This is a genomic window from Inquilinus sp. Marseille-Q2685 (assembly GCF_916619195.1).
GTDB lineage: Bacteria > Pseudomonadota > Alphaproteobacteria > DSM-16000 > Inquilinaceae > Inquilinus.
Window position 1 is genome coordinate 1,785,036 of the sequence record NZ_CAKAKL010000001.1, and the last position, 12,502, is coordinate 1,797,537.

The following is a 12,502-nucleotide window of genomic DNA, read 5'->3' on the forward strand; positions in this document are numbered from 1 at the left end:
AGCAGGCGGATGATGCGGAGCGCCCTGATCGGACTCGTCCTTCTCGTCGCGTCCGCCGCCGCCTCGGCGCAGGAGCAGGAGCCGCGCTTCGCCTGGCCGGCCGCCTGCACCCTGGGGCAGGACTGCTTCATCCAGAACTATGTCGACACCGCCCCCGGGCCGCGCTTCGCCAATTTCCGCTGCGACCGCCTGGGCTATGACGGCGACAACGGCATCGACATCCGCCTGCGCGACCTCGCCGCGATGCGCCAGGGCGTCGACATCCTGGCGGCGGCCGACGGCACTGTCCTCCGCGTCCGCGACGGCGAGCCCGACATCTCGGTCAAGGAGCGCGGAGCCGAGGCGGTGAAGGACGTGAAGGCCGGCAACGCCGTCATCATCGACCATGGCGGCGGCTGGCAGACGCGATATGCCCATATGAAGCAGGGCAGCATCCGGGTGAAGCCGGGCGATACGGTCAAGACCGGCCAGCCCCTGGGCCAGATCGGCCTGTCCGGCAGCACCGAGTTCCCGCATGTCGAGTTCACCGTGATGAAGGCGCAGGGTGACGGCGCTGTCGAGGCCTTCATCGATCCCTTCACCGCCCTGCCGATCGGTTCGGGCTGCGAGACGGCCGGCCATCCTCTGTGGGCCGCGGATGTGCCCTATATCCCGACCGGCCTGCTGATCGCCGGCTTCGCCGCCGGCCCGGCCGATTGGGAGACCGCCCGGCGCGGCGATTACGCCGGCATCAAGGGCGGCCGAAACGCACCGCTGGTGCTGTGGGCCGAGAGCTTCGGCGTGCGGGGCGGCGACACCCAGACGGTCGTCATCACCGGCCCGGACGGCAAGCCGGTGCACCAGGACCGGACCGTGCTGGCCGAATCGAAGAATCTCTGGTCCGTGTTCAGCGGCCGGCGCGCCCCGCCGGGGGGCTGGAAGCCCGGGACCTATACCGGCCGATACCAGCTGGAGCGGAACAGCGTCCTGGTGATCGACACCGAGCGGAAGGTCGAGATCCCGTGACCGCGATCCTCTACGGCGCCCGTTACAGCGTCTATGTCCGCGCCGCGCTGATGGCGCTGCAGGAGAAGGGCGTACCGTTCGACCTGGTCGAGGTCGACATCTTCGCCGCCGAAGGGCCGCCGCCGGGCTATCTCGGCCGGCACCCCTTCGGCCGCATCCCCGCCTTCGAGCATGACGGCTTCGCCCTTTACGAGACCGCCGCGATCACCCGCTATGTCGACGAGGCCTTTCCCGGCCCGGCGCTGCAGCCCGCCGATGCCCGCGGCCGCGCCCGGATGACCCAGATCATCGGCGTGCTGGACAGCTATGCCTACCGCCCGCTGGTCTGGGACGTCTATGTCGAGCGGGTGTCGAAGCCGCACGCCGGCCGGCCGGGCGACGAGGCCCGGATCGCCGCCGCCCTGCCGCGGGCCGGCCTCTGCCTTGACGTGCTCGAAGGCTTCCTCGGCGACGGCCCCTGGCTGCTGGGCGACGCGCTCAGCCTCGCCGACCTGCACGCGGCGCCGATCCTCGGTTATTTCCGGATGGCGCCGGAGGGGCGCGACCTGCTGGCGCGGCACGAAAGGCTGGCCGCCTGGTGGGACCGCATCGCCGCCCGGCCGAGCGCCGAGGTGCTCGGCCGGAGCTAGCGGAAGAACACACGGTCATGGCGGCGCAAGCGCGCCCGGCACGATGTCGGTGTTCTGGGCGATCCGAACCCGCCAGCCGCCCGAGACTTCGGTCAGCACCAGAAGCAGTATACCTTGCCGCCGCCCGGCCGGAGTGCCGTCCGGCGCGCTCTGGCCGGTAAGCGTCCAGGCCACGTGCAAGGCGGCGGTTCCCGGTCCCAGACGGGAGACCTTGGCGATGCCGCCTTCCAGGCGGCTGTCCTTGAAGATGGTCGCATGTGTCGCCGCATGGGCGGCTTCGATCTCGGCCCGGCTTCGCCACCACAGGCCGACGACATTGACGAAGTCCGCATCCTCCACGAACAGCGCGGCCAGCGCCGCCATGTCGTGGCGGTTCCAGGCCGCGATGAACGCGGCCGGAACGTCCTCCAGCTCAAGGGCCTCCGACATTGTCAGCTCCCGACCTGCCGGTGCGATCTTTTGGACTCTACCTCGGATTTGCACCCGCCGAAATCGGGGTTACTCCCAGACGTGTGAACGCCCCGGCGCCAGCAGCACCGCGCGCAGATGGGCGACGATCCGCGCCTCGTTCTCGGCCGAACGGCTGGCCGCCCCTGCCGGCGAGCGCGAGGCTTCGCCATCCGTTCCCGGCCGCGCCGCGGCCGCACCATCCTGCCCCATGATCATCCCCCGGAGATGTCGATCACGGCCAGTTCAACCGGGGAAAATGGCGTCATCGGGCCGATCCGGCGTCGCCTTCCGCCACAATCGTGGCGTCAGGCGCGGATGGCCCCGGCCGGCGCCGCGTCGGCGAAGACGAAGGGCCGGACCAGCAGCCGGCGCTTCCAGTGCAGGAGTCCGAGCCCGCCCTGCTCCAGGGCGCCGTAGAGGACGAAGCGCACGCCCTGCACCCGCGGGTCCTCGCGGCGCAGCAGCCAGCGCACGATCTCGACGAACAGCAGCTTCATCGCGCCGGAGGAGAGGTGTGCGGCATGGCCGAGGAAGCTGACGATGCGGATGATGTTGCCGATCCGGCGCAGCACGATGGTGCCGACCAGCCGGTCCCGGCCGTCCTCATCGATGAACACGCCCCAGTCGACCGCCCAGTGCTCCGGGCATTCGGCGTCGAGCCAGGGGTCGCCCTTCACGGCGCTGCCGCGGCCGAAGCGCTGGGCGAAGGCCTGCGGCACCGGCCCGCCGGAGCGGAACAGCTTCGACGCCTCGATGTCCCGCATGTCGTCGCCCTGGGCGAAGCGGTCGAAGATCCGGCAGCGATAGCCGGCCTTCGCGGCCTTGCGCGTCTCGCGCAGGATGTAGCCGAAGGAGTGCTTCCGGATCTCCTTCTCATAGGCCTCGGCATCGGCGAAGGGATCGAGGTCGAGCAGGCAGGGCGTGCCCTGCCACAGCCGGGCGATGCCGTCCGGCCCGCGCCGCGTGTACTTCGCCAGATAGTCGCGATGCGCCGACACCATGTGGCGGCAGAGATGCCCGCCGGTGCAGCCCTCGGTCTGCAGCCGCAGCGCCGCCTCCGGCAGGTCGGCGGTGCGCAGCCCCCAGATGCGCAGGCGCTGCTCCTTGCGCAGCCGGAACAGCACCGGCTCGACCCCGCCGAGATAGGCCCGCATCGCGATACCGGAAACAGAGATCGCCACGAAACCTCTCATCGAATCCTGCAATCCGATGCGATTATGGCGACAATCCCTGCCTTCGATCAATGAATTCAGGCCGAAACCTCAGAACTATCAGCCCCAGTTTTACGAAAATCCAATATTAGGGAACTAAATCCTACCGCGGTGCCCGGTTCTGCTCGGCGGTTTCCCGGCCGTCCGATCTCTGGCACGCTGCCCGCGGCCGGCGGTGCCGGCGGAGGCCTGGACATGACGCTCGACGACTATCTCCTTTTCCTGCCCGCCTGCTTCGCGCTGAACATGGCGTTCGGGCCGAACAACCTGCTGTCGCTGTCGAACGGCGCCCGCGACGGCACGCTGCGCGCCGTGGCCGCCGCCTCCGGCCGGCTGGTCGCCTTCGCCATCATGATCGCCATCGCCGGGCTCGGCCTCGGCACGCTGCTCACCGCCTCCGAGCTGGCCTTCGCGGTGGTGAAATGGCTGGGCGCCGCCTATCTGGTCTGGCTCGGCATCAAGCTGCTGCGGGCCGACGCCCCGGCGCCGGACCGGGAGGCGGCCGGGCGGCTGCAGCCGCTCGGCGCCCTGATCCGGCAGGAATTCTGGGTCGCAGCCGGCAACCCGAAGGCGATCCTGATCTTCACCGCCTTCTTCCCGCAATTCGTGGTGCCGCAGGACTATGCCGCCAGCTTCACCCTGCTCGGCGCCAGCTTCCTGGTGCTGGAGGGGGTGGCGATCACGATCTACGCCCTGATCGGCGCCCGGCTCGGCCGCACCTTTCGCAGCGCCCGGCCGTTCCGCTGGTTCAACCGGATCTCCGGCGGCCTGATGATCGGCTTCGGCCTGCTGCTCGCCGCCGCCCGCCGGCCCGCGGGGTAGGCCGACGAGCCCGGGAAGGATCATGACCGATCACCGCCAATATGCGCCCGCCGCGGCGCGCAATCGGGATCCGATCCTCGCCGTGCTGCGCGGCGTGCTGCCCCGGACCGGCACGGTGCTGGAGATCGCCAGCGGATCGGGCGAGCACATCGTGCATTTCGCCGCTGCCATACCCGACCTGGTGTTCCAGCCGTCCGACCCGAATCCGGAGGCGCGTCGCAGCATCGCGGCCTGGACAGCGGACAGCGGCCTGGCCAATCTGCGCCCGCCCCTGGCGCTGGACGCCGCGGCCGCGTCCTGGCCGGTCACCACGGCCGACGCGGTGCTGTGCATCAACATGATCCACATCTCGCCCTGGGCTGCGACCGAAGGGCTGATGCGCGGCGCCGCTTCGATCCTGCCGCCGGGCGCCGCCCTGTACCTCTACGGCCCCTATCGCCGCGCCGGCGTGGCGACCGCACCGAGCAACGAGGCGTTCGACCGCGATCTGCGGCAGCGTAACACGGATTGGGGTTTGCGGGAGTTGGAGGCCGTCGCCGAACTCGCCGCCGCAACCGGCTTCTCAGGCCCGGAGGTCGCCGAGATGCCGGCCAACAATCTGAGCGTCGTGTTCCGCCGGATCTGATCGGCTACAGCTTCAGGCTTCCACCCGCCAGCCCGGAACGGTCTTGCCGCGGAAGACATGGACGTCGTCGCCGCCCGGCACCGCCAGCCGCTCCGGCAGCTCCTCGGCGCCGCGGAGCAGGGTGACGCTCTCCTCGTTCACTGGCAGGCCGTAGAAGGCCGGGCCGTTCAGCGCGGCGAAGGCCTCGAACCGGTCCAGCGCCCCCTCCTCCTCGAACACCTGGGCGTAGCAGGCGACCGCGACGCGGGCGTTGAACACGCCGGCGCAGCCGCAGGCCGCCTCCTTCGCATGCACTGGATGCGGCGCGGAATCGGTGCCGAGGAAGAAGCGCGGATCGCCCGAGGTTGCCGCGCGGCGCAGCGCTAGGCGGTGCTGCTCGCGCTTCACCACCGGCAGGCAGTAATAGTGCGGCCGCACCCCGCCGACCAGCAGGTCGTTGCGGTTCAGCACCAGGTGCTGCGGCGTGATCGTGGCGCCGACCCGGCCGTCGCCCTGGGCCTGCACGAAGTCGACCCCGTCCTGGGTGGTGACGTGCTCCATGACGATCCGCAGCTCCGGGAAGTCGGCGCGGATCGGCTGCAGGTGGCGCTCGATGAACACCGCTTCGCGGTCGAAGATGTCGACATCGGGATCCACCACCTCGCCATGCACCAGGAGCGGCAGTCCGATCGCCTGCATCCGTTCCAGCACCGGGCGGACCTTGGCGAGATCGCGCACCCCGCCATGCGAGTTGGTGGTGGCGCCGGCGGGGTACAGCTTCACGGCGGTCAGCACGCCCTCCTCCCGGCCACGAACGAGGTCGTCGGGGTCGGTGCCCTCGGTCAGGTAGGCGGTCATGAGCGGAGTGAAGCGCGCGCCCTCGGGCAGCGCCGCCAGGATGCGGTCGCGATAGGCCCGGGCGTCGGCGGCGGTCACCACCGGCGGCGTCAGGTTCGGCATGATGATGGCGCGGGCGAAATGCGCCGTCGTATGCGGCAGGACCGCGCGCAGCATGGCGCCGTCGCGCAGATGCAGATGCCAGTCGTCGGGGCGGCGGATGATCAAGCGGTCGGTCATGGCGGGGCGTCCTGCTGCGGCGGCCGGATCATGGCCATGCGGCAGAAATACCGCAAGCGCGCTTGCCAGATGGCAGCCCCGGTCCTAACAAGCCCTCAGCCTGCATTTCTCACACCCCTTGCGCCCTGCGTCGCCTCGCGGCGAGTCGGATGCGGGGGCGGGCCGCGAAGAGCGTATCGGCTATACGGTCGAGCGGCCCGCACCCGCAGGCGGCCGCCGCAAGGTGACCCTCCGGGCCGGTTGAACATGCCGACAGGGGGCGTCGAACGGCTTGCCCGATGCAAAGGCATCGCGCTGCGCCGCTCTCCTGCCCTGCCGGCATGTTGAACCGGCGCAGGGCGCAAGGGGTGTGAGAAATGCAGGCTTAACCGCCGGAGCCCGCCATGATCCTCTCGACCAGCTTCCCCGACCGCAAGACCATCGCCCGTCTGACCGCACAGGCCTATCTCGAGGCCGGCGCGGTCAGCTTCAACGCCGAGACGCCCTACAAGTTCACCTCGGGCTGGGCCAGCCCGGTCTACACCGACACGCGGCGGCTGATCTCCTATCCCCGCATCCGCGGCGTGCTGATGGACTTCGCCACCTCGGTGATCCTGAGCGAGATCGGCTTCGAGAAGATCGACGCGGTGGCGGGCGGCGAGACCGCCGGCATCTCCTACGCCGCCTGGATCGCCGACCGCCTGGCCCTGCCAATGCAGTATGTGCGCAAGAAGCCGAAGGGCTTCGGCCGCAACGCCCAGATCGAGGGCGTGCTGACCGAGGGCCAGCGGGTGCTGCTGGTCGAGGACCTGAACACCGACGGCCGCAGCAAGGCCAAGTTCTGCCAGGCGCTGCGCGACGCCGGCGCGGTGGTGGAGCACGTCTTCGTCGTCTTCAACTACGGCATCTTCAAGGACACGCCGAAGTTCTTCGAGTCGATCGGGGTCGAACTGCACGCGCTGGCCACCTGGTGGGACGTGCTGGAGGTCTGCAAGGCCGGCAACCATTTCGACCCGAAGACGCTGGACGAGGTCGAGACATTCCTGCACGACCCGGTCTCCTGGTCCGCCGCGCATGGCGGCATCGACAAGATGCCGACCGATTGACGATTTCGAGGTGCCAGAGAGTCCGTTCCCACACATGAGCCATGCCCGATCGGCGCGAGACGCAGGCGCCGGAGCGGGAGGAAGCTGACGCCCGGCGACGGGGCGAAGGGAAGGGGCGCTGCCCGCCGCAGCCACGGCTCAGAGGCCCGACATGCAGGGATGGACTCCCCAGCAGCGGAGCGTCGTTGTCGCCAGCTTCCTCGGCTGGACCCTCGACGCCTTCGACTTCTTCCTTCTCGTCTTCATCCTCACCGACATCGCCCAGGAGTTCGGCACCGGGGCCGAGACCACCTCCTGGCTGGTGACGCTGACCCTGGCGATGCGGCCGGTCGGCGCCTTCCTGTTCGGCCGCGCCGCCGACCGCTTCGGCCGCCGGCCGACGCTGATGGTCGACGTGCTGGCCTATTCGCTGCTGGAATTCGCCTCGGGCTTCGCCCCGACCTTCACCGTGCTGCTGATCCTGCGCATGCTGTACGGCATCGCCATGGGCGGTGAATGGGGCGTCGGCGCGTCGCTGACCATGGAGACCGTGCCGGTCCGCTCGCGCGGCTTCGTCTCCGGCCTGCTGCAGGCGGGCTATCCGACCGGCTACCTGCTGGCCTCGATCGTCTACGGGCTGCTCTACGATTCGATCGGCTGGCGCGGCATGTTCATGATCGGCGTCGTGCCCGCCCTGCTGGTGCTGTACATCCGCCGCAGCGTGCCGGAATCGCCGGCCTGGGCGGAAACGCGGGTCGAGCGCGACCGGATCTCGCTCGGCGACACGGTGCGGCGGCACTGGCGGCTCGGCCTCTATGCCATCCTCCTGATGACCGCGTTCAACTTCTTCAGCCACGGCACCCAGGACATCTATCCGACCTTCCTCAAGGTCCAGCACGGCATGGGCCCGCACGAGGTCAGCCTGATCGCAATCGTCTACAACATCGGCGCCATCCTCGGCGGCCTCGCCTGCGGCATGCTGTCGGAACGCTTCGGCCGGCGCCGGGTGATCGTGATCGCGGCGCTGCTGGCCCTGCCGGCGCTGCCGCTCTGGGCCTTCTCCTCCGGCCCGGTGCTGCTCGCCGCCGGCGCCTTCGTCATGCAGGTCGCGGTGCAGGGCGCCTGGGGCGTGGTCCCGGCGCATCTGAACGAGCTGTCGCCGGAGGAGGCGCGCGGCACCTTCCCCGGTTTCGTCTACCAGACCGGCAACCTGCTGGCCGCGATCAACCTGACTTTGCAGACCCATATCGCCGTCACCAACGGCAACGACTACGCCCTGGCCATGGCGCTGGTGACGGGCGTGGTGGCGGTGGTAATCGCGCTGCTGATCGCCCTCGGGCCGGAGAAGCGGGGCGTCGCCTTCGGCGCGGCGCGGCTGCGGTCCGAGCTCGCCTCCACCCCCGCCGCCGGGGAATAGGGGCCGCGCCGGGACGACAGGGGCCGGGGACCGGCGGCCGTGCTATAAGATGCCGCCCCGGCCTTCCGGCCGAAGCCCGCCCATCGCGATGCCCGCCATGCCGGACGAGCAGCAGTTCCTGGACCTGATCGGCCAGATCTACGACGCCGCGACCGGCGACGAGGACTGGACCCGGATCCTGGGCGGCCTGTCGCAGATGCTGGGCGGCCATGCCGCCGTGCTGCAGCGGCCCCATGCCCCCGGCCAGGCGGTGCAGACGCTGGTCAGCGGCATCGATCCCGACTATGTCGGGCTGTACGGTGCCCATTACCACAGGCTGCTGCCGATCCGGTCCTGGCTGCCGCGGATGCCCGGCGGATCCGTCTTCGCCGACCGCATGCTGGTGGCGGACCGGGACTATGTCCGGACCGAGTTCTACACCGACTTCCTGACGCCGCAGGACCAGCATGCCAGCCTGTCCTGGCTGGCCCGCAACCGGCAGGGCGCCGGGGCCACCCCGGTCCTGATCTCGGTCTGGCGCTCGCGGCGGCAGCCGGAGTGGGGGCCGGAGCAGCTCCGCCTGCTCCATCGCCTCGGCCCGCATCTCGAGCAGGCGCTGGAGATCGAGCGCCGTCTCGGCGCCAGCGCGGTCCATCGGGTGGCGGCCCAGCTGGTTCGCAGCGCCGCGGAGCTGACCTGGCGCGAGCGCGACTGCCTGGCCCGGATCGCCCGCGGTGCCTCCAGCAAGGAGATCGCGCGCCAGCTCGAGCTGTCGCTCCGCACGGTCAACGAATATGTCGAATCCGCGATGCGGAAGCTGGAGGCGACCAGCCGCACCGAGGCCGTGGCCAAGGCGCTGGTCCTCGACCTGCTCGACGAATGATCCCCTAATCCTCGGGGATTGAGGCGGACCGCCCGATCCGGGACTCTTGCCGTGGAGTGTCGCGCGGTGTGCCCGCCGCGATTCCGGCTTTTTTGCGCCGAAACGGAAACAATTCGACGCAAATCCTGTTTTGATTGTGGAGCGGCCGCCGGGCACGATGCGGGATCGCCATTGGGGTGGGAGGTGCAGATGAATCCGGTTCTGATGGCGGCCTTCGGGCTGATCGCGGTGCTGCTGTGGCGCGCCGGGGCGGGCTTCGCCGCGGTCACCGGCGGCGCGGCCCTGTCGGCGGCGGCGCTGCTCCTGACCCTGCACTGACCGCGTCATCGGGGCGGGCAGCGTGCCGGATGGCATCGGCCGGCACGGCGCGACGCGTGCCGCTTCGGCGGGAGCCGTCAAAAGATCACAAACCTGCTATAGTCCCGATCAACCGCCGGCGTCGTGCCGGCGGTTTGCTGCGTCCCTGCCCTGCTTCGCCATGCCGGATGACCGCGCCATCGCCGAGCTGGTCGGCCAGGCCTACGACGCCGCCCTCGGCGACGAGGACTGGACGGTCGTGCTGCGCCACGCCCTGGCGCTGCTGGGCGGCGAGGCTGCGGCGCTGCACCCGACCGGCAGCCCGATGCCGACCGACATCGCCGTCCGCGTCGGCTGCGATCCTGCCTATATCCCGCTCTACAACGCCCATTATCACCAGACCTGGCCGATCCTGCCGATGATGCAGCGGCTGCAGGCCCGGCCGGTCTTTGTCGACCGCATGCTGGTGCCGCAGGACGACTTCATCCGCACCGAATTCTACAACGACTATGCCCGGCCGCAGGGCGGCCACAGCGGCCTGTACTGGATCGATTTCGGCCGGCACGGCCTGGGGGCGCATCTGTCGCTCTGGCGGTCGCGGCGGCGGCCCGACTGGAGCGACGAGGAGGTCCGGCTGCTGCAGCATATCGGGCCGCATATCGGCCGGGCGCTGAAGATCCAGGGCCGGCTCGGCGCGGCCGGCACGCGCAATGGCGACGCGGCGTCGCTGCTGGCGCCGCGCGAACGCGACTGCCTGGCCTGGATCGCCCGCGGCGCCTCCAGCAAGCAGGCCGCCCAGCGCCTGGCGCTGTCGGTCTACACCGTCAACGAATATGTCGCATCGGCGATGCGCAAGCTGCAGGCGTCCAGCCGCAGCGAGGCCGTGGCCAGCGCCCTCAGCCTCGGCCTGCTCGATCCGTAGCCGCAGCCCCGGCAATCGCCCAATCCCCGGGGTTGAGAGGGTTTCCCATCCTGAGGCCGGAGGGGCGGCCCCGCGCCTCCGGCCTCCCCCCGGGCAACGGTCACATTCCCGCGATTGACACGGCAGTCCCGCCCCAGCTGAATACTTTCCTGAGCAGTCTCCACCATCGTTCGATGTCCCGGATCCTCCGCCAGCCGCCTGCGGCACCTGGCAGGATGGCCCACCGGATTGCGGATCAGACGTTTCCATCTCTGACGCGGGAGAGCGCGATGGAAAATATCCCCAGCATCGCCGGCATCATCGTGATCGGCGACGAGTATGAGCGCGACGTCCTGTATGGCGATTTCGACTCCGATGATGAGCTGTACGGCCTGGGCGGCGACGACTGGCTCGCCGGCGACACCGGCGCGGACCTGCTCGACGGCGGGGACGGGATCGACACGGCCTTCTACCTGAACGAGGAGGGGGTCGAGGTCGACCTCGCCACCGGCATCAACCATGGCGCCGAGGCCGAAGGCGACGTCCTGGTCGGCATCGAGAACCTTTCGGGCTCCTACTGGGGCGGCGACATCCTGCGCGGCGATGCCGGCGCCAACCTGCTGGACGGGTCCGGCGGCGACGACCAGCTGTTCGGCCGGGACGGCGACGACACCCTCGAAGGCGACCGGAACAACGACCTGCTGCAGGGCGGGGCCGGCGCCGACCGGCTCGACGGCGGCAACGGCATCGACACCGCCGCCTATGACGGCGAGGCCGGGGTGGTGGTCGATCTCGGCGCCGGCACCGGCCGCGGCGGCGAGGCCGAGGGCGACACGCTGACCGGGATCGAGAACCTCCTCGGCACCGGCCAGGAGGATCTGCTGATCGGCTCGGCCACGGGCAACGACCTCTCCGGCCGGGCGGGCGACGATGTCCTGCTGGGAGAGGGAGGCAACGACACGCTCGCCGGCGGCGGCGGCCGCGATACGCTTCTGGGCGGCGACGGCGGGGACCGGCTGCTGGGCGGGTCCGGGCAGGATGTGCTGTCGGGCGGCGCCGGGTCGGACGCCTTCGTCTACACCGATCCGAACGACGCCCGGCCCGCGCCGGTTCCGGACATCATCACCGATTTCAGCCGGGACGAGGACGACCACATCGACCTGTCGGCGATCGACGCCGACATCGGTGCGGCCGGCGACCAGGCCTTCGCCTTCATCGGCGCCGGCGCCTTCACCGGCGTCGCCGGCCAGCTGCGCTGCCAGGCCGTCGGGCCGGGCATCCAGGTCGAGGGCGACATCGATGGCGACGGCGATGCCGACGTCGCGATCCTCTGCCTCTCGCCGGGGCCGGCGCCGGAGGCCGGGGACTTCGTGCTCTGACCGCAGTCAGGCGGCGAAGTCCTCGATCCGGTCGGCCGCGGCGCGGTCGTAGCCTCGGCTGGCCTCGAGCAGCTGGCGGGTATAGGGCTGGGTCACGGTGCCGTCATGCAGCTGCGCCGCGGTCAGCGTCTCGACGATGCGGCCGCGGTTCATCACCGCCAGCCGGTCGCACATCACCGAGACCACGGCAAGGTTGTGGGTGACCAGCAGATAGGTCAGCCCCCGCTCCGCTCGCAGCCGTTTCAGCAGGTTCAGGATCTCCGCCTGCACCGAGACGTCGAGCGCCGAAGTCGGCTCGTCCAGCAGCAGCCCCCGCGGCTCCAGGATCAGCGCCCGGGCGATGGCGACTCGCTGGCGCTGCCCGCCCGACAGCTGGTGCGGATAGCGGAAGCGGAAGCTGGGGCCGAGACCGACCTCCTTGAGCACCCGCTCGACCCGCGCGTCGCGGCCGTCGAAGCCGTGGATCGCCAGCGGCTCCATCAGCGTCGCGTCCACGGTCTGGCGCGGATGCAGCGAGCCGTAGGGGTCCTGGAACACCATCTGGCACAGCTTGAAGAAGCCCTTGTCGCGGTGCCGCCCCTGCTCGCGCCCGTCGACCGCGATCCGGCCGGTCCAGTCCCAGTTCAGGCCGGACAGCGCGCGCAGGATGGTGGATTTGCCGGAGCCGCTTTCGCCGACCAGGCCGTAGCTCTCGCCGCGCGCGACGGTGAGCGAGGCGTCGCGCACCGCATGGGTGTCGCCGAACACGACGTCGAGGCCCTTGATCGCGATCATCGGATCCATC

The 12,502-nt window shown here is 70.3% G+C and carries 15 protein-coding genes; 10 read left to right on the forward strand and 5 right to left on the reverse strand.

Going from position 1 to position 12,502, the window contains the following annotated elements:
• Positions 1 to 9 precede the first annotated feature (9 nt).
• Both LG391_RS08505 and LG391_RS08510 read left to right on the forward strand, forming a co-directional pair.
• A complete protein-coding gene (locus LG391_RS08505; protein WP_225767544.1) occupies positions 10 to 1,005 on the forward strand; it encodes a M23 family metallopeptidase in 996 nt (331 codons plus the stop codon).
• Complete coding sequence (locus LG391_RS08510) at positions 1,002 to 1,634, forward strand: glutathione S-transferase family protein (RefSeq protein ID WP_225767545.1); 633 nt, start codon at positions 1,002 to 1,004, stop codon at positions 1,632 to 1,634. The genes LG391_RS08505 and LG391_RS08510 overlap by 4 nt, the downstream gene beginning before the upstream one ends.
• A 15-nt stretch (positions 1,635 to 1,649) precedes the next feature.
• Here the strand turns inward: LG391_RS08510 and LG391_RS08515 are convergent, their stop codons facing one another.
• The 3 genes from LG391_RS08515 to LG391_RS08525 form a co-directional block, all read right to left on the reverse strand.
• Entirely contained in the window at positions 1,650 to 2,063 is a 414-nt protein-coding gene (locus LG391_RS08515; protein WP_225767546.1) for an SgcJ/EcaC family oxidoreductase, read from the reverse strand.
• 69 nt (positions 2,064 to 2,132) lie between these two features.
• Complete coding sequence (locus LG391_RS08520) at positions 2,133 to 2,294, reverse strand: hypothetical protein (RefSeq protein ID WP_225767547.1); 162 nt, start codon at positions 2,292 to 2,294, stop codon at positions 2,133 to 2,135.
• Between the two features lie 95 nt (positions 2,295 to 2,389).
• On the reverse strand, positions 2,390 to 3,265 hold the full coding sequence (locus LG391_RS08525; protein ID WP_225767548.1) for a hypothetical protein: 876 nt from the start codon (positions 3,263 to 3,265) through the stop codon (positions 2,390 to 2,392).
• Positions 3,266 to 3,490: 225 nt separating this feature from the next.
• Between LG391_RS08525 and LG391_RS08530 the strand changes: the two genes are divergently transcribed.
• Positions 3,491 to 4,117 (forward strand): LysE family translocator, encoded by a 627-nt coding sequence (locus tag LG391_RS08530; protein ID WP_225767549.1) that lies wholly within the window; start codon positions 3,491 to 3,493, stop codon positions 4,115 to 4,117.
• Positions 4,118 to 4,139: 22 nt separating this feature from the next.
• On the forward strand, positions 4,140 to 4,742 hold the full coding sequence (locus tag LG391_RS08535; RefSeq protein ID WP_225767550.1) for a DUF938 domain-containing protein: 603 nt from the start codon (positions 4,140 to 4,142) through the stop codon (positions 4,740 to 4,742).
• Positions 4,743 to 4,754: 12 nt separating this feature from the next.
• Here LG391_RS08535 and pyrC read toward each other — a convergent pair whose 3' ends face one another.
• The gene (gene pyrC, locus LG391_RS08540; RefSeq protein WP_225767551.1) at positions 4,755 to 5,798 is read right to left on the reverse strand and encodes a dihydroorotase; all 1,044 of its coding nucleotides are present in this window, start codon (positions 5,796 to 5,798) and stop codon (positions 4,755 to 4,757) included.
• Between the two features lie 383 nt (positions 5,799 to 6,181).
• On the opposite strand from pyrC, the gene LG391_RS08545 reads away from it, so the two are divergent.
• From LG391_RS08545 to LG391_RS08565, 6 genes are all read left to right on the forward strand, one after another.
• Positions 6,182 to 6,883, forward strand: a complete 702-nt coding sequence (locus LG391_RS08545) for an orotate phosphoribosyltransferase (RefSeq protein ID WP_225767552.1) — start codon at positions 6,182 to 6,184, stop codon at positions 6,881 to 6,883.
• A 151-nt stretch (positions 6,884 to 7,034) separates the two neighbouring features.
• Entirely contained in the window at positions 7,035 to 8,279 is a 1,245-nt protein-coding gene (locus tag LG391_RS08550) for an MFS transporter (RefSeq protein ID WP_225767553.1), read from the forward strand.
• Between the two features lie 97 nt (positions 8,280 to 8,376).
• Positions 8,377 to 9,141 carry a helix-turn-helix transcriptional regulator gene (locus LG391_RS08555; RefSeq protein WP_225767554.1) on the forward strand — a complete coding sequence of 255 codons (765 nt, stop codon included), beginning with the start codon at positions 8,377 to 8,379 and terminating at the stop codon, positions 9,139 to 9,141.
• Positions 9,142 to 9,330: 189 nt separating this feature from the next.
• Complete coding sequence (locus LG391_RS34685) at positions 9,331 to 9,459, forward strand: hypothetical protein (RefSeq protein WP_255646473.1); 129 nt, start codon at positions 9,331 to 9,333, stop codon at positions 9,457 to 9,459.
• 160 nt (positions 9,460 to 9,619) lie between these two features.
• The gene (locus LG391_RS08560) at positions 9,620 to 10,360 is read left to right on the forward strand and encodes a helix-turn-helix transcriptional regulator (RefSeq protein ID WP_225767555.1); all 741 of its coding nucleotides are present in this window, start codon (positions 9,620 to 9,622) and stop codon (positions 10,358 to 10,360) included.
• Between the two features lie 269 nt (positions 10,361 to 10,629).
• Complete coding sequence (locus LG391_RS08565; protein ID WP_225767556.1) at positions 10,630 to 11,718, forward strand: calcium-binding protein; 1,089 nt, start codon at positions 10,630 to 10,632, stop codon at positions 11,716 to 11,718.
• A gap of 6 nt (positions 11,719 to 11,724) precedes the next feature.
• Here LG391_RS08565 and LG391_RS08570 read toward each other — a convergent pair whose 3' ends face one another.
• Positions 11,725 to 12,492 carry an ABC transporter ATP-binding protein gene (locus tag LG391_RS08570; protein WP_225767653.1) on the reverse strand — a complete coding sequence of 256 codons (768 nt, stop codon included), beginning with the start codon at positions 12,490 to 12,492 and terminating at the stop codon, positions 11,725 to 11,727.
• Positions 12,493 to 12,502: the final 10 nt, after the last annotated feature.

What these genes read in the sequence shown, in the direction of transcription:
- LG391_RS08550 (WP_225767553.1), top strand. Translation starts at nt 7,035, where the DNA reads ATGCAGGGATGGACTCCCCAGCAGCGGAGCGTCGTTGTCGCCAGCTTC.
- LG391_RS08535 (WP_225767550.1), top strand. Translation starts at nt 4,140, where the DNA reads ATGACCGATCACCGCCAATATGCGCCCGCCGCGGCGCGCAATCGGGAT.
- LG391_RS34685 (WP_255646473.1), top strand. Translation starts at nt 9,331, where the DNA reads ATGAATCCGGTTCTGATGGCGGCCTTCGGGCTGATCGCGGTGCTGCTG.
- pyrC (WP_225767551.1), bottom strand. Translation starts at nt 5,798, where the DNA reads ATGACCGACCGCTTGATCATCCGCCGCCCCGACGACTGGCATCTGCAT.
- LG391_RS08560 (WP_225767555.1), top strand. Translation starts at nt 9,620, where the DNA reads ATGCCGGATGACCGCGCCATCGCCGAGCTGGTCGGCCAGGCCTACGAC.
- LG391_RS08515 (WP_225767546.1), bottom strand. Translation starts at nt 2,063, where the DNA reads ATGTCGGAGGCCCTTGAGCTGGAGGACGTTCCGGCCGCGTTCATCGCG.
- LG391_RS08520 (WP_225767547.1), bottom strand. Translation starts at nt 2,294, where the DNA reads ATGGGGCAGGATGGTGCGGCCGCGGCGCGGCCGGGAACGGATGGCGAA.
- LG391_RS08545 (WP_225767552.1), top strand. Translation starts at nt 6,182, where the DNA reads ATGATCCTCTCGACCAGCTTCCCCGACCGCAAGACCATCGCCCGTCTG.
- LG391_RS08530 (WP_225767549.1), top strand. Translation starts at nt 3,491, where the DNA reads ATGACGCTCGACGACTATCTCCTTTTCCTGCCCGCCTGCTTCGCGCTG.
- LG391_RS08565 (WP_225767556.1), top strand. Translation starts at nt 10,630, where the DNA reads ATGGAAAATATCCCCAGCATCGCCGGCATCATCGTGATCGGCGACGAG.
- LG391_RS08505 (WP_225767544.1), top strand. Translation starts at nt 10, where the DNA reads ATGATGCGGAGCGCCCTGATCGGACTCGTCCTTCTCGTCGCGTCCGCC.
- LG391_RS08555 (WP_225767554.1), top strand. Translation starts at nt 8,377, where the DNA reads ATGCCGGACGAGCAGCAGTTCCTGGACCTGATCGGCCAGATCTACGAC.
- LG391_RS08570 (WP_225767653.1), bottom strand. Translation starts at nt 12,492, where the DNA reads ATGATCGCGATCAAGGGCCTCGACGTCGTGTTCGGCGACACCCATGCG.